The 18476-nt window shown below is 69.3% G+C and carries 17 protein-coding genes and 1 tRNA gene; 13 read left to right on the plus strand and 5 right to left on the minus strand.

Translation table 11 applies throughout. The features are described 5' to 3' along the window. The first annotated feature begins 39 nt into the window (after window positions 1-39). Window positions 40-112, plus strand: a tRNA-Ala gene (locus AB0H43_RS08065). 117 nt (window positions 113-229) lie between these two features. On the opposite strand, the gene AB0H43_RS08070 is transcribed toward AB0H43_RS08065, so the two are convergent. Beyond that, a complete protein-coding gene (locus AB0H43_RS08070) occupies window positions 230-1294 on the minus strand; it encodes an MFS transporter (protein WP_359998216.1) in 1065 nt (354 codons plus the stop codon). 38 nt (window positions 1295-1332) lie between these two features. Between AB0H43_RS08070 and AB0H43_RS08075 the strand changes: the two genes are divergently transcribed. The 3 genes from AB0H43_RS08075 (at window position 1333) to AB0H43_RS08085 (ending at window position 2607) form a co-directional block, all read left to right on the plus strand. Next, complete coding sequence (locus tag AB0H43_RS08075; protein ID WP_359998218.1) at window positions 1333-1623, plus strand: hypothetical protein; 291 nt, start codon at window positions 1333-1335, stop codon at window positions 1621-1623. Window positions 1624-1745: 122 nt separating this feature from the next. Continuing rightward, the gene (locus AB0H43_RS08080) at window positions 1746-2159 is read left to right on the plus strand and encodes a helix-turn-helix transcriptional regulator (protein WP_359998220.1); all 414 of its coding nucleotides are present in this window, start codon (window positions 1746-1748) and stop codon (window positions 2157-2159) included. A 10-nt stretch (window positions 2160-2169) separates the two neighbouring features. Beyond that, window positions 2170-2607 carry a VOC family protein gene (locus AB0H43_RS08085; RefSeq protein WP_359998221.1) on the plus strand — a complete coding sequence of 146 codons (438 nt, stop codon included), beginning with the start codon at window positions 2170-2172 and terminating at the stop codon, window positions 2605-2607. 34 nt (window positions 2608-2641) lie between these two features. Here AB0H43_RS08085 and AB0H43_RS08090 read toward each other — a convergent pair whose 3' ends face one another. Further along, entirely contained in the window at window positions 2642-3004 is a 363-nt protein-coding gene (locus AB0H43_RS08090) for a cupin domain-containing protein (protein ID WP_359998223.1), read from the minus strand. A gap of 131 nt (window positions 3005-3135) precedes the next feature. On the opposite strand from AB0H43_RS08090, the gene AB0H43_RS08095 reads away from it, so the two are divergent. Continuing rightward, window positions 3136-3894 carry a hypothetical protein gene (locus AB0H43_RS08095; RefSeq protein WP_359998225.1) on the plus strand — a complete coding sequence of 253 codons (759 nt, stop codon included), beginning with the start codon at window positions 3136-3138 and terminating at the stop codon, window positions 3892-3894. Between the two features lie 49 nt (window positions 3895-3943). Here AB0H43_RS08095 and AB0H43_RS08100 read toward each other — a convergent pair whose 3' ends face one another. Then, window positions 3944-5776, minus strand: coding sequence for a serine/threonine-protein kinase (locus tag AB0H43_RS08100; protein WP_359998226.1), 1833 nt, complete (start codon window positions 5774-5776; stop codon window positions 3944-3946). 110 nt (window positions 5777-5886) lie between these two features. Between AB0H43_RS08100 and AB0H43_RS08105 the strand changes: the two genes are divergently transcribed. The 6 genes from AB0H43_RS08105 to AB0H43_RS08130 all read left to right on the plus strand — a co-directional run bounded on the left by AB0H43_RS08105 (window position 5887) and on the right by AB0H43_RS08130 (window position 14546). After that, window positions 5887-7062 (plus strand): cytochrome P450, encoded by a 1176-nt coding sequence (locus tag AB0H43_RS08105; protein ID WP_359998228.1) that lies wholly within the window; start codon window positions 5887-5889, stop codon window positions 7060-7062. Between the two features lie 168 nt (window positions 7063-7230). Continuing rightward, window positions 7231-7962, plus strand: a complete 732-nt coding sequence (locus AB0H43_RS08110) for a winged helix-turn-helix domain-containing protein (RefSeq protein WP_359998230.1) — start codon at window positions 7231-7233, stop codon at window positions 7960-7962. Window positions 7963-8002: 40 nt separating this feature from the next. After that, entirely contained in the window at window positions 8003-10123 is a 2121-nt protein-coding gene (locus AB0H43_RS08115) for an alpha-galactosidase (protein ID WP_359998232.1), read from the plus strand. 160 nt (window positions 10124-10283) lie between these two features. Beyond that, window positions 10284-10781: an O-acetyl-ADP-ribose deacetylase gene (locus AB0H43_RS08120; protein WP_359998233.1), complete on the plus strand. Its 498-nt coding sequence runs from the start codon at window positions 10284-10286 to the stop codon at window positions 10779-10781. An 18-nt stretch (window positions 10782-10799) separates the two neighbouring features. Then, window positions 10800-11246 (plus strand): DUF6328 family protein, encoded by a 447-nt coding sequence (locus tag AB0H43_RS08125; RefSeq protein ID WP_359998235.1) that lies wholly within the window; start codon window positions 10800-10802, stop codon window positions 11244-11246. 141 nt (window positions 11247-11387) lie between these two features. After that, a complete protein-coding gene (locus AB0H43_RS08130; RefSeq protein ID WP_359998237.1) occupies window positions 11388-14546 on the plus strand; it encodes a GH92 family glycosyl hydrolase in 3159 nt (1052 codons plus the stop codon). A 94-nt stretch (window positions 14547-14640) separates the two neighbouring features. On the opposite strand, the gene AB0H43_RS08135 is transcribed toward AB0H43_RS08130, so the two are convergent. Next, window positions 14641-15585 carry an ROK family protein gene (locus tag AB0H43_RS08135; protein ID WP_359998238.1) on the minus strand — a complete coding sequence of 315 codons (945 nt, stop codon included), beginning with the start codon at window positions 15583-15585 and terminating at the stop codon, window positions 14641-14643. Window positions 15586-15708: 123 nt separating this feature from the next. On the opposite strand from AB0H43_RS08135, the gene AB0H43_RS08140 reads away from it, so the two are divergent. Continuing rightward, a complete protein-coding gene (locus tag AB0H43_RS08140; RefSeq protein ID WP_359998618.1) occupies window positions 15709-16668 on the plus strand; it encodes a LacI family DNA-binding transcriptional regulator in 960 nt (319 codons plus the stop codon). On the opposite strand, the gene AB0H43_RS08145 is transcribed toward AB0H43_RS08140, so the two are convergent. Beyond that, window positions 16646-17446: an HAD family hydrolase gene (locus AB0H43_RS08145; RefSeq protein ID WP_359998620.1), complete on the minus strand. Its 801-nt coding sequence runs from the start codon at window positions 17444-17446 to the stop codon at window positions 16646-16648. The genes AB0H43_RS08140 and AB0H43_RS08145 overlap by 23 nt on opposite strands. Window positions 17447-17554: 108 nt before the next feature. On the opposite strand from AB0H43_RS08145, the gene AB0H43_RS08150 reads away from it, so the two are divergent. Beyond that, window positions 17555-18355 carry an SDR family oxidoreductase gene (locus AB0H43_RS08150; RefSeq protein WP_359998240.1) on the plus strand — a complete coding sequence of 267 codons (801 nt, stop codon included), beginning with the start codon at window positions 17555-17557 and terminating at the stop codon, window positions 18353-18355. Window positions 18356-18476: the final 121 nt, after the last annotated feature.

The raw sequence follows: 18476 nt of genomic DNA on the forward strand, positions 1-18476 counted from the left end.
GTAATATCGTGCGAGTGCTCGGGCGACCGAGCGACCTGCGGGGACGTGGCGCAGCTGGTAGCGCACCACACTGGCAGTGTGGGGGTCAGGGGTTCGAGTCCCCTCGTCTCCACCCGTAGAAGAAGCGCCCTGGTTCGAGGTTAGCCTCCGACCAGGGCGTTTCTCGTTTCGCCGAGGCGGCCGAGCTTGCCGCCGGCCGCCACCCCTTCGACTGTCCGTTATGTCGTTTTCACGCCGCCACGGCCGGCTGGTCGGCTCCCTCGCGCTCGGGTTCCGCCGCGGCCGGAGGAGTCGGCGGCAGCGCGAAGTACGCATAGATGCCGGCCGTGATGACCAATGCCGACGAGACGGTGAAGATCGTGTCGATCCTGCCGAGATGAAGGCCGAACAGTTCGCCGTGGAAGTCGAGGAGCACCGTGCTGGCCAGCCAGCCGCCCAGCACGACGGAAAGGAGCGTGGCCGCGGTGCTCACGGGTGTGACCACCGAGACGATGCGCCCGAGGTATTCGCGAGGCGTCACCGCGATCAACTGCGGGCTCAGGCTGGCGTTCATGGCGGCCACGGGGATTGCCACGACGAACATCAATACGAGCGCGGCGGCGAAGTTCGTCTGCCGGGTGTAGAGGGCGAACAGGCTGCCGCCGAGGATGAGGCCCAGCCAGGTCAGGCGGCGTGCCGTCAGCAGGCGTACGAGGCGGCCGGACAGCAGTGCGCCGATGATCGAACCCAGGCCGTAGGCCATCGTCATGATGCCCAGCATCTCGGGGACCGTGTGCAGGTTCTCGCCGATGAAGAAGACGAGCAGGGTCGTCATGGCGCCGGTTCCGAGGGACGAGAGGACGAAGACGACCATCAACGCGACCAGGAATCGGTTCCGGACGAATACTTTCAGCCCGGCTGCGAAGTCCGTCCACCACGCCGGCTTCTCGGCCGGTCGGTCCGCTGCGGCCAGCCCGGCGGCGGGGAACGTGATCGAGCAGATCGCGAAGTAGGAGACGGCATACGAGAACGCGTTCAGTGCCAGCGCCCAGCCGACGCCGGCGCTGAGGAGAATCGGAGCTGCCAGGGGCGGCCCGAGGATCGCGGCCGTCGCCGAGGTCGCTTGCCCGAGTCCGAAAGCCTTCGTCCGGTCGGCCTCACCGGTCACGATGTCGCTGATCGTGGCGAAGCGAGCGGGGTTGAAGAACTGGCCCGCGGAATTGATCACTATGACGGAGACGTAGAGCAGCACGAGCCACGCCCAGATCGGGATCGTGCCGTGCGGAAGCAGGCTGAGCAGTGCCAGGACCGCCACGACACCAGCGGTCGACGAAGACTCCGGCGAGCGGGCCGATGATCATGATCGCCGCGAGTGCGCTGAGCATGACGCCGCTGACGGCGGCCGGTGCCCACGGATTGTCCCGAAGCAGCTGGGTGGCGATCCACACCGTGACAGTGGTGTCGAAGACGAAGTCGCCCACCGTGGAGATCGCCTGCCCGTATCAGAGGCGCGCGAAGTCGCGGTTGACGAGGAACTTCGGTACGCGTCGCCGGGCAGCGTCCGGCTGCGAGTCACTCATCGCGGGCTCCGATCACCTTCGAGGAATCGACGGGATGCGCTGCGGCGATCATGCCGGAGAGTGAATGTATTCGCAGTACCTGATGAGAGCCGATCTCTCGGGCTTGGCGGCGAAGATCGGCGGTCGGCCGCGGCCGGCCCTTCCGCCGCGAAGACCTCGATGATGCCGGCGTGCGATGCTGGACGGATGAACCGGGAGGACCTCGTCCGGCTTCGGCGGGCGCGCGACCGCATGGACCGCGACTTCGCCGAACCGCTCGACGTGCCCGCGCTGGCCCGGCAGGCGCTGATGTCGCCGGGCCATTTCGCGCGCAGTTTCCGGGCCGCGTTCGGGGAGACGCCGTACAGCTATCTGATGACTCGCCGGATCGAGCGGGCCAAGGCGCTGCTGCGGCGGGGGGATCTGAGCGTGACCGAGGTCTGCTTCGCGGTCGGCTGTACCTCGCTCGGCTCCTTCAGTTCACGCTTCACCGAGCTGGTCGGTGAGACGCCGAGCGCTTACCGGGCTCGGGAGCACGAGGCGGTGGCGGCCATCCCGGCCTGCTTCACCAAGATGCGTACGCGGCCGATCCGGACGGCTCGGTCGACCGCCTCGGCGTAACGTGACGGCCATGGACATCAAGGTTTCGCACTGCTTCATTCTGGTGGACGACCACGACAAGGCGTTGGGCTTCTATCGTGACGTGCTCGGCTTCGAGGTCCGTAACGACATCGCCTTCGAGGGCATGCGCTGGGTCACCGTCGTCCCGCCGAGCCAGCCGGAGCTGCAGATCACGATCGAGACGGTCGACTCGAACCCGGAGGCCTCACCGGAGGACAAGGAGAAGCAGGCGGACCTGCTCGCCAAGGGCATGCTGCGCGGGCTCGTCTTCACCACCGACGACGTGGACGCCGCCTTCGAGCACATCCGGGCCTCCGGCGCCGAGGTGCTGGAGGAGCCGACGGACCAGGCTTACGGCGTACGCGACTGCGCGTTCCGGGACCCGGCCGGGAACATGATCCGGCTGAACCAGCCCAAGAAGGCGGCCCAACCCAAGAAGAAGGCGTAGACCGGAAGGCCTACGCCTTCAGCTCGTCACGCGGTCAGCTCTGCTTGGCGTAGGTCGCGATCTCCCCGAAGTCGAGCGCGATGCAAGCCTCGTCGCCGACCACCTCGGCGTCATGGCCGGGCAGGATGAAGGCCACCTCGCCCGGGGTGATCTCCTGCTCGGAGCCGTCCTTCATGTGGACGCGCATCCGGCCCTGGAGCAGATAGATGAGGTGCTGTACCTCGCACAGTTCCGTCCCGGCAAGCGGCTTCACGTTCAGCGACCACTTCCAGCCGGGTTCGAACGTTCCCCGCGCGACCGGCTTGTCCCCGAGCATCACGATGTCGGCCATGCCGTTGCCCTGGAACATGCGGGTCTCGTCGGGCTTCTCGAAGGTTTTCACTTCGATGGTGTTCATGCAGGTCACCCCCCGTTCGATCCCTCCAGCGTACGGCTGATCGGCGGCGGCCGGACCAGCTATTCGGGGTGAACACGATTTGACCGACTTGTCGTTATTTGAGCGAGAAGCCAATTCCTAGTGGAGGCATCGTGCTCAAGATAGACAAGACGGCGACCCGGGCGCTGGTCGCCGTCGGGCTGGCCGGAGCGATCTTCGTGATCGGCCTGATCGCGCTCGCCGGCGCGAACCACAAACCGCAGCGGGCCTGGGCGCAGACCGTCGTGCAATTGCATGAGGGGCAGGCGCCGACCACCGCCGCGGCGTACAAGCCGGGGGACCAGCAGTGCGCCGCGAACCAGGGTGGAGGCCCCTTCGCCGGTCAGGACGTCTGGGTGTTCGTCATCCCCGGCGGCTATGAGACCGGCGGTGACTTCGTCTCCTTGACGGCCGACTTCGGCCCGAACGGCACCGTGACCAAGACCGCCGCCCTCGACCCGGGGAACTTCGCCAACGGCGGGCCGGACGTCTCGAAGGCGTGGATCGTCACGCCCGCGGGGTGGACGCTCTTCGGCGCGAGCGCGGTGATCACGGGTACGGCCGAGTTCATCAACCTGACGCACACCTGCCCGGCGAGCGCCTCGCCGTCGCCGTCTCCGTCGGTCAGCCCGAGCACGAGCCCGAGCGCGTCGAGCAGCCCTAGCGCGTCCACCAGCCCGAGCCCGAGCCGTAGCCCGATCGGCAGCCCGAGCCCGTCGGCGAGCACGAGCCCGAGCGCCTCCACCAGCCCTAGCCCGAGCCGTAGCCCGATCGGCAGCCCGAGCCCGCATGGCGGCGGCTACGGGTATGACGACGAGGAGGAGGACCCGGACAACCAGGCTCCGTGGAACCGGTACTACATCTGGCACTGACGGAGGTGATCGATGAAGCCCAGCGCCGTCCGGCGCTGGGCTTCACGGTTCACGGGGTCACGGTGGGACCGGCGGTCGGGCTCCGGCTCGGGCTCTTCGAGACCTTCGCCGACGGCGACGAGCTGGGACTCGCCGACTGCGACGGCGAGCTCGAGACCGTCGGCCCCTCCCACAACGTGAAATCGGTGAACATCACCGAGTACGCCGCTTTGGACGCCCCGATCTGGTAAATCCCCATCGCCACCGAACCGGAGTCCAATCGAGACAATGGCCGGGCGCCTTGCGGCCGACCGTCGAGTGTCAGCGAGACGCGATCGGCCTCGACGACCATCTCGACGTCGATCGGCACGTTCAGGGCCAGCGACGTCCCGGCCGGCTGCGGCCAATTGTTGATCGGCACCGAGGTCCATTTCCCGCCCGGCTTGGCGGGCGGCCGGTAGTCGTACAGTCCCACCGAATCCGGGCACAGCCTGATCGCGTACCCGCCGGTCTTGGGGGAGAAGCGGAACCACAACGCGGCGCAGGTCTTCGGCGTGACCAGCTGGAGGCGGACGCCCACCGCGACGTCCCGGGCGTTGCGGGGCGGGACGATGTGGCATTGCGCGACGCCGGTGGTGGTCGTGGCGGTGTAGCCCTCGGGGCTGAACTTGCACGCGGCGCTTTCCTGCCAGTATTGCGGGGCGGTGAGCGCGCTGGGCGGAATGATCTCGTACCAGCCGAGAGGAGCCTTGAGCTGCGGAAGTGGGTCGGCGCTGGGGGAGACGGCGAGGCTGGGCGATTGTGTCACCGTCACCGCGGCCGACGGAGAGGCTGTCGGTGTGGTGGGGGTGTTGGCGTTCGCGTCGGTCTTCTTCAGCAGGTAGCTGGAGAAGAACACGCCGCCCGCGGCCAGCACCGCGACCGTGGCGAGCCCGGCGACGAGCACCATCGAGCGGCGGCGCCGAGTCGAGACGATCATCGGACCGGTGTCGCCGCCGTCGTCGAGCAGCCCGAGCGAGGTCGGCTCCATCGCCTGGGCGGCGGCCGCCGGGCGGAGCACGTCCTTGGAGACGTGCGAGGTCGCACCGAGCGAGACCAGCCGGTCCAGCAGTTCGCGAGCGGTGGGCCGGGCGGCCGGATCCTTCTGAAGCGTCTGCGCGACGAGGTCGCGGAGCGCGGCGCCGACCCCGTCGAGGTTCGGCTCCTCGGTCATGATCCGCACCGCGGTCGCGGCCGGGGTGTCCCCGCCGAACGGCGTGTGGCCGGTGGCGGCGTAGACCATGACCGCGCCCCAGGCGAAGACGTCGGCCGCGGGAGAGATCGGCCGGTCGACCGGCCCGAGCCGCTCGGGAGCGATGTACGGAATGGTGCCCATGACCTGATCGGTCTGGGTGAGCTGGGTGCCGTCCGCGCTGGCCCGGGCGAGGCCGAAGTCGATCACCTTGACCCCGCCCCGAGGCAGCAGCACGTTGGCCGGCTTCAGGTCGCGGTGGATGACCCCCGAGTTGTGGATCGCGGTCAGCGCGGTCGCCATGCCGATGCCCAGCGAGTGCAGCGCGGCGCCCGACAACGGGCCGGATTCGCGGACGATCTCCGACAGCGTCGGCCCGTCGACGTACTCCACCACCAGGTAGGGCGGCTCGTGCTCGGGATCGGCGTCCAGCACCTCGGCGGTGCAGAACGGCGGGACGTTCTTCGCCCGCTCGACCTCGCCGCTGAACCGTGCCCGGAACTCCGGCTGGTCGAGCAGGTGATCCTGGATGACCTTGAGCGCGACCTGCTGGCCGGCCGGCGACTCGGCCAGGAAGACCGTGCCCATGCCGCCCTGACCCAAGCGTCCAAGCAGCTTGTATCCGGCGATTTCCACCACATCGCCCGGACGTAGCGCCTGAACGCCTGACATGTTCGTTCCTCCCCGCGAGACTGCGACAGCATGCCACCGTAAGGCGGTGTCCGTAAATCACCCTTCGGGCACAGCCGACACATAGTGTGCGCCGTGCCACACTCGGGGCTATGACATCGACGGCCGCCAGTCCTCACGAGACCCTCGCCCACCTGCGACAATCCGGCCCCGCCCACCAGATTCCGATCGGGCCGACCGCGGTCGGCTGGCTGATCACCCGGTACGCCGACGTGAAGCGAGCGCTGAACGATCCGCGACTGTCCAAGCAGGCCCTGTCCCTCCGGCCGACCGGCGGCGCCCCGTTCCCGGTCGAGGTACGCAAGGCGATGAGCGAGCACATGCTCAACTTCGACCCGCCCGAGCACACCCGGCTGCGCCGCCTGGTCTCCGCCTCGTTCACCGCTCGCCGGGTCGAAAGTCTCCGCCCCCGGATCGAACAGCTCACCGAGGAGCTGCTCGACGGACTGGCGGGCCGGGACGAGGTCGACCTCATCGACGACTTCGCCTTTCCGTTGCCGTTCACCGTCATCTGCGAGCTGATCGGCGTACCGGAGATCGATCGGGAGGCCTTCCGGAGCTGGTCGAACACGATGGTGGCCGGTCCGGCCGCGCCCCCGGAGGAGATGTACGCCGCGGTCGCCGCCACTGCGGAGTACGTGGCGGACCTCATTGGACGTAAGCGCGCTGAACCCGACGACGCCCTGCTCAGCAGTCTGATCCAGGCCAGCGACGCCGGTGAGGGACTGACCGCCGACGAACTGAGTTCGCTGGTCTTCCTGCTCCTGCTGGCCGGGCACGAGACGACGGTGAACCTGATCGGCAACGCGGTCTACGTGCTGTTGCAGCGCCCGTCCTGGGCTGACGAACTCCGAGCCGACCCGTCGCTGGTGCCGGGTGCGATCGAGGAGATCCTGCGATACGAGAGCCCGGTGAAGTCCTCGACGCTCCGCCTGACCACCGAGCCCGTCACGTACGGCGACGTCACCATCCCGGCCGACGAGATCGTCATCATCTCGCTGCTGTCGGCCAACCGGGACGGCGACGCGTTCGTCGCGCCCGACGAGTTCGACCCCACCCGCACCGATGCCGGCGGCCATGTCGCCTTCGGCCACGGCATCCACTACTGCCTTGGGGCTCCGCTCGCCCGGCTGGAGGCGCAGATCGCGGTGTCCGCGCTGCTCCGGCGCTATCCCGAGCTGCGTGTGGCGGTCCCGCTCGACGAACTCGAGTGGCGGCCGGGGCTGCTCATGCACGGGGTGACGCGGCTGCCCGTGGCGCCCCGCTGACGGCTCCACCCGGGCGGCTTGTCGATCAGGCCGCCCGGGGAACGATCAGGGCGGCCGGCACACGACACGCCGGTCGATCACGACCGTTAGTTCATGATCGGCGGACCTGCGCGGACAATTGCCGCGCGGGAGGGCAACGGATCGGGACGCCCACAGCGTTCCCACCGCATGGAGCTGCGTCTGTCCGCGGCGGATCTCGGCCGCATCACCGTCGCGCAAGGAGCCGACCCCGAGCTGGAGTTCCAGCTCAGCCTGCGGATGTTGCGCCGGCCTTCGCTGCCGTGTTTCGTCGAGTGGCACGGGGAGATGGCGCAGCGTTTCCGCTACCGGCAGGTGACCGATCGGTCCGGTTTCGAGCGCGCGGCGATCGAGCCGTACTGGGATCGCATCGAGAAGTTCGTCGCCGCCGAGCGGGTGCGGCTCGGCCGGACGTTGCTCGACGGTGGCTTGGACGGCCTGCTCTCCACGTTGCATCCGGAGGTCCGCTGGGCGCCGCCGACGTTGCGGGTGGCCGGTCCCGACGAGCCGGTCGCCGCGGCGGGCGGGTTGCTCGTCCAGCCGTCGGTCTTCGTCGGCCATCATCCGATGCTCCTGCGCCGCGGCGGTCAGGCCGTCCTCGTCCAGCCGGTGAGCTGCGAGTTGGAGGATCAGGCGGACGAGCAGCTCGGCGCGCTGATGGGGCATACCCGGGCCAAGCTGGTCAAACTGCTGATGCTCGCGGGCGGTGCGACGACCACGCAACTCGCTCGCCGCGCCGATCTCTCCCTGGCCGCGGTCAGCCAGCACGTCGGCGTTCTGCGGGCCGTCGGGCTCGTGGTCACCCAGAACGCCGGGCGTGAGCGCTGCCATCTGCTCACGCCGGCGGGCGCACGGCTCGTGGAGCGTCCGGCCTGTTCCTGACTTGTACGCCGATGGCCGCCCGGCGGATATCCTCGCCGACATGACCTTGGTGTGTCTGCGGGCGAACGACTCGGCGCTGGTGCTGGACCTGTCCGGCCCGAAGCTGCCTCGGGTGCTGCATTGGGGGGCTGACCTGGGATCGCTGGAGGGTTTCGCGGCCGCCACGCAGCCGTTCGCCTTGCAGGTCGACGAGCCGATGCCGATCACGCTCCTGCCGGCGCAGGCGGACGGCTGGCACGGTCGCCCCGGGCTCGCCGGGCATCGCGACGGCACGTGGCCCTTCCAGCGGCTGACCGTCAGCGGTGAACCTCTCGTCGAGATCGACCCCGCCGGTGGCGGCCGGGTGGTCGTCGAGGCGGCTGACGGCCCGGCGGGCATCGCGACCGTCAGCGAGCTGGTCCTGAGCCCGCAAGGCGTGCTGCGGATCCGGCACACGGTGACGAACACCGGCGACGGGGTCTGGACGCTGGATCGCCTGGAAGCACTGCTCCCGCTGCCGGGGCAGGCTCGGGAACTGCTGGATTTCACCGGTCGCTGGCCCCGGGAGAAGCAGCCGCAGCGGGCGGAGTTCCAGCACGGCTCGCACGTGCGGGAGAACCGCCGGGGGCATACGGGGCACGACGCGACCGGCCTGCTCGTCGCCGGTACGCCGGGGTTCGGCTTCCGTACCGGCGAAGTTTGGGCAGTCCACATCGGATGGAGCGGCGACCACGTCCATGCGGCGGAACGTTTCTCGGAGGGCGTGAGCCTGCTCGGCGGCGGTGAGCTGCTCCTCCCCGGCGAGGTACGCCTCGCGCCGGGTGAGGCGTACGCGAGTCCCTGGGCGTACTTCGCGTATTCGCCGGTGGGGCTGGACGGGTTGAGCAGTGCTCTCCATCGCGAACTTCGCGCCCGGCCGAACCATCCGCGCAGTCCCCGCCCGGTGGTGCTGAACACCTGGGAGGCGGTCTACTTCGATCACCGGCTCGACCGGCTGAAGGCGCTGGCCGACGTCGCCGCCCGGATCGGAGTCGAGCGGTTCGTCCTGGACGACGGCTGGTTCCTCGGCCGCCGCGACGACCGGGCCGGCCTCGGCGACTGGTATGTCGACCCAGAGGTGTGGCCGGACGGGCTGCATCCCCTCGTCGACCACGTACGCGGGCTGGGCCTCCAAGTCGGGCTGTGGTTCGAGCCGGAGATGGTGAATCCCCGTTCCCGGCTGGCCGAGGAGCATCCGGACTGGGTGCTCGCCACGCCGGGCCGGTGGCCGGTGCTCGCCCGGAACCAGGTCGTCCTCGACGTCGCCCACCCCGACGCGTACGCGTATCTGCTCGACCGGATCTCGTCGCTGGTGACCGAGTACGGCATCGACTACATCAAGTGGGATCACAACCGGGACCTCGTCGAAGCCGTGCACGCCGGGACGGCGGGCGTACGCGCCCAGACGCTGGCCGTCTATCGCCTGCTCGCCGAGGTGCGCCGTCGCCATCCGAAGCTGGAGATCGAGTCGTGTTCGGGCGGCGGCGCCCGCATCGACTACGGCATCCTCGAGCACACCGACCGGGTCTGGACCTCGGACACCAACGACGCCCTGGAGCGCCAGGCGATCCAGCGCTGGACCGGTCTGCTGCTCCCGCCGGAGCTGATGGGGGCGCACGTCGGGCCGCCGCACGCGCACACCACCGGCCGGTACGCCGACCTCCCGTTCCGCGCGGCCACTGCCCTTTTCGGCCACGCCGGCCTGGAGTGGGACCTGACGTCCCTCGGCGAGGCCGAACTCGACCAGCTCACCGCGTGGATCACGCTCTACAAGCGACTGCGACCGCTGCTGCACACCGGGGACGTCGTCCGGGCCGACCATCCGGATCCGGCCGCCTGGCTGCACGGCGTCGTCGCGGCCGACCGGGAGCACGCCGTCTACTGCTACGCGCAGCTGACCTCGCCGTTGGACACTGCACCGCCCGCGCTGCGCCTGCCCGGCCTCGATCCCGCCCGGTCCTACGAGGTACGCGTCCTGCCCGAAGTCAGCGGCGCGTTGGGCGGACCTGCTCGGAATCCGGCCTGGCGAGACGGGCTCACCGCGTCCGGAGCAGTGCTCTCGACGGTGGGTCTGCGGGCGCCCCGGCTGAACCCGGCCGAGTCCCTGGTCGTCGAACTCCGCGCCCTCTCCACCACCCCCTGACCCCCGTTGGTTTCCCGCGCGATCATGAACTTACGGTCGTGATCCACCGGTGTGTCGTGTCCGCGACGCCCTGATTAACTCCCCGACGGCATGATCAACGCGCCGCATCACCGTGCCACGTCGGAAGGCCGGCGTCGGCGGCCCGTGGGACAGTGGGCTTATGCGGTACGACCTGGTCGAAGGCGACATCACCGAGCAGCACGTCGACGTGATCGTGAACGCGGCGAACTCCTCGCTCCTCGGCGGGGGAGGAGTGGACGGCGCGATCCATCGCAAGGGCGGTCCCGAGATCCTGGCCGAGTGCCGGGCGCTGCGCGCCTCGAAGTACGGGCGGGGGCTGCCGACCGGGCAGGCGGTCGCCACCACCGCTGGGAAGCTGCCCGCTCGGTGGGTCGTGCATACGGTCGGGCCGGTCTACAGCTCCACCGAGGACCGATCCGCGATGTTGACCGCGTGCTACGCGAACTCCCTGACGGTGGCCGACGGCCTCGACGCCCGGAGCATCGCGTTTCCCCTGATCTCTTCGGGCATCTACGGCTGGCCGCTGGAGGACGCCCTCGATCGGGCGACCGCGGCCATCGAGGCCTTCGAACCGCGGTCGCTGACCGAGGCGCGGGTGGTCCTCTTCGGTGCGGCGGCTCGTTTGCGTACTGGGTGACCTGGGTATTCGCCCTCGATGGGCGAACAGGACTGGGATCGGCGCTTCTCGGAGGTGCTGCAGGAACTCCGGGTCATGCAGACCGGTATCCAGATCCTCTTCGCGTCGATGCTGACGCTGCCGTTCACCAACCGGTTCGAGCACATCGATCAGCTCCAGCGCGGGTTCTACGTGGGCACGCTGATCGCCTCGGCGGCGGCGACCGCGTTCCTCATCGCCCCGGTCAGCCTCCACCGGCTCATGGGTGAGGGCTACAAGCCCCAAGTGGTACGCGTGGCGGCGGCGATGACGAAGGCCGGACTGGTGCTGCTTCTGCTGGCCGTCGCCGGTGCGGTCTACCTCGTGCTGGATCTGGTCGTCGGGGCGGCCTGGGCCGGAGTGGCCGCCGCCTTCCTCGCCGTCCTCTACATCGGACTCTGGTACGTCGTCCCGGTCCTGGACAAGCTTCCTCGCCGCCCCCGGTAGCCGAGCCGACCTCACCTCGCCGACTCCGCCGACCGCCGGACCAGCCGGGCCCGCTCGGTACTGTACGGGCTATTGACATATTTCTTCGTAGGGACTTTTCTATCTCCATTCCATGACAACGTTGTCTGAAAGGAGTGGATCATGTCCCGCGGACCTCTCCCACGGTTCGGGCGTGCGTTCACAGCTTTTCTCGCCATCGTGACCGGAACCGTCGCGGCCGGTGTCGCGTACGCGCCGACGCCGGCGCACGCCGCCGCCCTCAACCTCACGCAGTACGTCAACCCGTTCATCGGGACCGACGACAGCAACTCGCCCAACCCCGTCCCCGGCGGCGCCGGTGGCAGCACCGTGCCCGGTCCGGTCGCCCCCTTCGGGATGGTGCAGTTCAGCCCGGACACGCCGACCGCGTCCCCGTCGGGCTACCGGTTCTCCGACACCCAGATCCAGGAGTACGCCCTGACCCACTTCAACGGGGCAGGCTGTGCGAACAACGAGGACATCGGGATCCTGCCGATCACCGGCGCGATCGGCTCGTCGCCGGGCACCAACTGGACGGCGTACCAGGCGACGCAGGTCAAGGGCAATGAAGTCGCCCAGGCCGGTTACTACAAGTCGGTGCTGTCCACCTACGGAAACACGCAGGTCGAGCTGTCCGCGACGAAGCGTACGGCGATCATGCGGCTCGCGTATCCGGCCACGACGTCGGCGCGCGTACTGCTGAACACGAGCAAGAGCGCGACCGGCAGCCGCAGCGGGTCGATCTCGATCAGCGGCGCGACCGTCAGCGGCTCGGTCGCCGGCGGCGGCTTCTGCGGCTCGTCGAAGACCTATCAGATCTACTACTACGGCCAGTTCGACCGTACGCCCACCTCGGTCGGCACGTGGCTGGGCGGAACGGTGAGCGCGGGCTCGACGAGCACGAGCGGCACCAACTCCGGCGGCTACGTCACCTTCGACACGAGCGGCAACGCCACGGTGAACTTCAAGATCGCCATCTCGTTCGTGAGCGTCGCGAACGCGCAGGCGAACCTGACCGCGGAGCAGAGCGGCTTCGCCTTCGACACCGTACGCGCCAGCGCCGACACCGAGTGGAACACGATCCTCAACCGGGTGCAGGCGACCGGCGGCAGCGCCACCGATCTGCAGAAGTTCTACACCGCGCTCTACCACGTGCTGATCAACCCGAACATCGCCAGCGACGTCAACGGCCAGTACCGGGGCTTCGACCAGGCGGTCCACACCTCCAGCCGGACGATCTACCAGAACTACTCCGGCTGGGACATCTACCGTTCGTGGGCGGCACTGGTGGCGCTGATCGCGCCGGACGAGGCGGCCGACATCGCCAACTCGATGGTGCTCGACGGCCAGCAGGGCGGGCTCATTCCGAAGTGGTCGCACAACAGCAACGAGCACTTCGTCATGACCGGCGACCCCGGGCCGATCATCGTCTCCAGCCTGAACGCCTTCGGCGTGACGAACTTCGACACCGCCGCCGCGCTCACTCTGATGAACAGCAGCTCCAACGGCGGCACGATCCAGGGCGGCGCCATTCGCGGCCGTCAGTCGGAGTACGTCAGCCAGCACTTCATCGACGAGGACTCGTCCGACTCCTTGGAGTACTCCGCGTCGGACTTCGCGGTGGCGCAGTTCGCCCAGCGACAGGGCAACACCAGCCTGTACAACACGTACATGACGCGGGCCCAGTGGTGGGCCAACGTGTTCTCCACCGAGTCGAGCTACATCCAGCGGCGTAACCCCGACAACACCTGGGTCTGGCCGCTCGATCCGGCCAGCAGCAGCAACTACACCGAGGGCAACGCCTCGCAGTACACCTGGATGGTCACCTACAACTTCGGCAGCCTGATCAACCTCATGGGTGGGCCGCAGACCGCGCGGCAGCGGCTCGACCATCACTTCACCCAGCTCAACGGCGGCCTGACCCAGCCGTACTTCTACATCGGCAACGAACCCGAGCACGGGGTGCCGTGGGCGTACAACTGGGCGCAATGGCCGGCGGGGACCTCGTCGGTCGTCCGGCGGGTGATGAACGAGTCCTACACCACCGGAGCCGGCGGCCTGCCCGGCAACGAGGACCTCGGCGCGACCTCGGCCTGGTACGTGTGGGGCGCGCTCGGCATGTACCCCGCGACGCCGGGTGCGGACACGCTGGCGTTGCACGGACCGCTGTTTCCCTCGATCCTCATCGATCGGCCGACCGGCGATATCCAGATCAACGCCACGGGAGCGGGTCAGGGCTCGCCGTACGTGCAGAGCTTCAGTCGCAACGGCACCGGCCAGACCCGGAACTACCTGCGCTACCCGGACCTCGCGAGCGGCGCCACTCTCGCGTACACGATGGGAAGCTCGGCGAGCAGCTGGGGCACCGGTGCGGGTGACGTGCCGCCGAGCTTCAACGACGGCTGGACCCCGCCCGCCGCGGCGCCGAACCTGGGCGCGAACCTGGCCCAGGGCAAGACCGCGAGCGGCTCGACCAGCTGCAACTCCTCGGAGACCCCGGACAAGGCGTTCGACGGGCAGCTCTCGGCGGCGAGCAAGTGGTGCTCCAGCGTGAGCGGCACCAAGACCCTGCAGGTCGACCTCGGCTCGATCCAGAACGTCGGCGCGTTCGTGGTCAAGCACGCCGGTCTCGGCGGCGAGAACACCGGCTGGAACACCGGCGCGTTCACCATCTCGACCAGCACCGACAACAGCACGTGGAGCCAGCGGGTGTCGGTCTCCGGCAACCGCTCCAGCCGCACCTATCACCCCATCGGCACCGTGTCCGCGCGCTACGTGCGGCTCGACATCACCACACCCACGAACAACGGCAATGCCGCGGCACGCATCGCCGAATTCGAGGTGTACGCCGGCAGTGGCGGACCGGTCAACCTGGCCCTCGGCAAGGCGGCGACCGCCGACTCGTCGTGCGCCACGAGTGAGGGGCCGGAGAAGGCCGTCAACGGCTCGTGGACCGGCGGGAACAGCGACAAGTGGTGTTCGCTGGGCAGCAGCAAATGGTGGCAGGTGGATCTGGGCTCGGCCCAGACCGTCTCGTCGTTCACGCTGCGGCACGCGGGCGCGGGCGGGGAGTCGGCGACGTGGAACACCCGGGACTTCACGATCCTGACGTCCACCGACGGAACCACCTGGACCACCCGGGTGACCGTCACCGGTAACACCGCCAACGTCAGCACCCACCCGATCACCCCGGTGTCGGCGCGGTACGTCCGGATCACCGTCCAGACCCCGGCCCAAGACACCAACACCGCCGCCCGCATCTACGAGGTCGAGGTCTACTAACCCCCACCGCTTAGGCGCTGGATCAGGGTTCTCGGTCGAATCTTGCCCCAAGATTCGACGCGGAACCCTGATCCAGCGGGATGAGGAGCGACAGCTAGGAAGCGAGGCGGAGCGTCGACGGATACCGCTCCGGCTCGAAGGCGAGCGCGGCCGCGCCCACGAGGCCGGCCGCGTTCCCCAACTCCGCCGAGGCGACCGCGAGGTCTCGCAGGAAGCCGAGCTTGGCGTGCTCGCCGATGGCCTGGCGCAGCGGGGGAAGCAGCACGTCGGCGGCGCGGGAGACGCCACCGCCGACGACGGCCAGCGACAGATCGGCGATCGCGGCGGCCGAGACGATTCCGGCCGCGACGGCCCGCCCGGCGCGCTCGAACGCCTGGATCGCGACCTTGTCGCCCTCCCGGGCGGCGGCGGCCAGGTCCACAGCGGACTCTCCGAGCCAGCCCTGACGGCGAGCCCAGGCCACCATGCTCGGCCCGCTGGCGATGGCCTCCACACAGCCCCGGCCGCCACATGGACACGGATCGCCGTCGAGGTCCACGACGGTGTGGCCGATGTGCCCGGCGTTGCCCGTACGCCCGCTGATCAGCCGGCCGTGCTGAATCAGGCCACCGCCGACGCCGGTCGACACGACCAGGACGATCACGTCGTCCACCGAGCGGGCGGCGCCTTTCCAGTGTTCGCCGACGGCGGCGCACATCCCGTCGCCGGCCATGCGTACGGGGATGCCGGGAGCCAGCTCGGCGACGCGCGGGGCGAGGGGGAAGTCCCGCCAGCCGAGGATGTTGACCGGGCTCACGGTGGCTTCGACGAGGTCGAGCGGGCCGGCGGTGCCGATGCCGATGCCGACGATCGGCCGCCCCGACGCTTCGGCCAGCGTCTCGCGGATGAGCCCGGCGAGCGGGGCGAACACCGTCTCGGCGTTGCCCGGCGACGTCGGTACGCTCCGCGCGCCGAGCACTGTCCCGTCCGCGCTCACGAGTGAGGCCGCCATCTTGGTGCCGCCGATGTCGACGGCCAGGGCGAGAGCACCACGATCCATGGCGGGCAGGATAGCCCGAACCGCCTATGACAACGTTGTCAGGCCCGCGTACCGTTGCCGTGACGTAACCTCCTGAGCGTGGTGGGGAGTCAGCGGGACAAGCAGCGGGACGGGCGGCCCACGATGGTGGACGTGGCCAAACGCGCCGGGGTCAGCCTGAAGACCGTCTCCCGGGTGGTCAACGGCTCGCCGCAGGTCCAGCCGGAGCTGACCGAGCGCGTCCAGGCGGCGATCGCCGAGCTGGGCTTCCGGCGTAATCATCTGGCGAGCGCGCTGCGGTCCGGCCAGCAGACCGCGACCGTCGGCCTGCTGATCGAGGAGATCGCCAACCCGTTCTACGCGACCATCGCCGGAGTCGTGGCCGAGACCGCCCGGGACCACGACACCCTCCTGTTCACAGCCAGCTCCGAAGAAGACCCCGTACGCGAGGAGCTGTTGCTCCGGGATCTCTGCGCGCGCCGGGTGGACGGGCTGATCGTCGTCCCAGCCGGATACGACCACGGTTTCCTGCGGTCGGAGGTCGAGCGGGGTCTCCCGGTGGTGTTCCTCGACCGGCCGGGCGGCGGGCTGGTGGCCGACACCGTCCTGCTGGACAACCGGGGCGGCACCCGGGCGGGGGTGGAGCGGCTCCTCGCCGGTGGTCACCGGCGGATCGCCGTCCTGCTCGACTCGGTCGGCGTCTACACGATGCGGGAACGCCTGGCCGGGGCGCAGGAGGCGCTGGCCGCCGCCGGGATCGCGTACGATCCGGCGCTCGTCCGCGAGGGAGTCAAGGATCCCGCGAGCGCCGCGACGGTCGTCGCGGAGCTGTCCGATGTGGATGCATACGTGTGCCTGAACAACCGCATCACCGTTGGCGCACTGCAAGAACTCGTCCGCCGCGGCAGCGACGCCGAACTGCTCGGCTTCGACGACTTCGAGCTGTCCTACCTGATGCCGCGCCGGTTCACCGTGATCGCGTACGACACCCGGGAACTGGCCCGGCGCGCGGCGGAACTCCTGTTCTCCCGGATCGCCGGGGACAAGACGTGGCCGCGGACGGAGGTGCTGCCGACGCACCTCATCGAGCGCGGCCTCCACTGAACAGCTCTTCCAGGACGACCGCGACGCCGTCCGCGTCGTTGGCCGGGGCTCGCAGCGAGGTGGCGGCCAGCACCGCCGGATGCGCGTTGGCGACCGCGTACGCCGTCCCGGCCCAGGCCAGCATCGGCAGGTCGTTCGGCGCGTCGCCGAACGCGACGACCTCGTCGGCGGTGACTCCCCAGCCCTCGCACAGGGCCGCCAGAGTGGCCGCCTTCGACACCCCGGCCGCCCCGATCTCCAGCGGCGCACGCTCGGCCGACCAGGTGCACTCGATCAGCTCGCCGATCGCCGGGCGGAGCCGTTCCCACGCGCGGTCCGGGTCCGAGTCGGGCAGCCACACCATGAGTTTCACGAACGGCTCGGTCAGCAGGTCGGCCACGGTCTCGACGAACTCGCGCCGATAGTCCAGCGCGGGCCGGTACCGGTAGCCGGGCTCGAACAGCACGCGCTGCCCGGTCTCCACGGCGAAGCCGGAACCCGGCACGATCGTCGTGATCTCCTCGATCACCTTGCGCGCGACGTCCAGCGGCAGCGGGTGCAGGATCTCCGGCTCCTCGCCGAGCCGGTAGAGGTTCGAACCGTTGCCGCAGATCGCGAGGTCGATCAGCGCCTCGCCGCCGAACAGCTCGTCGATGACGCGAGCCGGCCGGGCGGTTGCGGCCACCACGCGCGTTCCGGCCGCCTTGACCGTTCTCAACGCCGCTTTGGTACGCGCGGAGAGCGTGACGTCGCTGTGCAGCAGGGTTCCATCCAGATCCGTAGCCACGACTTTTGGCATGATCACGTCTTTCACCCTACCGGGAACCAGTCGAGATTCTTACATTGCGATGAATCGAATTCATCCGTGATGCTCTCTGGGCTGGTCACAGAGGGAGAGGAGGTGGCCATGCCGCACCGTTGGCTGGTCACGGGATGTTCGAGTGGGGTGGGCCGCGCGCTGGCCCAGCGGCTCGTCGACGAGGGCGAACAAGTCCTGGTCACGGCCCGGCGACCGGAGACGGTCGCGGAGTTCGAGGGCCGGCCCAACGCCGTCGTCGCGCCCTTGGACGTCCGCGACGAGGCCCAATGTCAGGCCGCGATCGACCTGGCGGTGGACCGGTTCGGCGGGCTGGACGTCCTCGTCAACAACGCCGGATACGGGCAGTTCGGCGCGGTCGAGGAAATCTCGGCCGACCAACTGCTGGCCCAGTTCGAGACCAACCTGTTCGGGCCGTGGCGGCTGCTCCGCCTGGCCCTGCCCCAATGGCGAGCGCAAGGCGGCGGGCACGCCCTCTTCGTCTCGTCGACGGCCGGGTTCACGCCCTATCCCGGGCTTTCGGCGTACACGGCGAGCAAGTTCGCGTTGGAAGGCCTGGCCGAATCGCTCGCCCAGGAGGCCACGCACCTCGGCGTACGCGTGACGATCCTGCAGCTCGGCGGATTCGCCACCGGATACGGCCGGGCGCTGCTACAGCCGGCCCAACCGGTCGACGCCTACGTCCCCGTCTACGGCGAGATGCGTACCGCCTTCGAACACTTCGAGCAGCTGCCGGGCCTAAACGATCCGGCCCTGTTCGCCGACACGGTGGTACGCGTCGTCCGCGACCCGAATCCGCCGTTGCGCGTACCAGTCGGTCCTGATGCCCACGCGCACCTGACTGCGGCGCTGGAGCAGCGCGCCAAGCAGCTGGACGACTTCGCCGCGTGATCATTGCGCCAGCCATGTCGTTTCGGCGGACATTTCGACGCGTGAAGCAGCATGGCTGGCGCAATGATCACGCAAATAAGGGTGGCCCCGTGTCGCTTCGAGCGCGGCGACACGGGGCCGA

The sequence above is a fragment of the Hamadaea sp. NPDC050747 genome, assembly GCF_040654195.1.
Lineage (GTDB): Bacteria > Actinomycetota > Actinomycetes > Mycobacteriales > Micromonosporaceae > Hamadaea.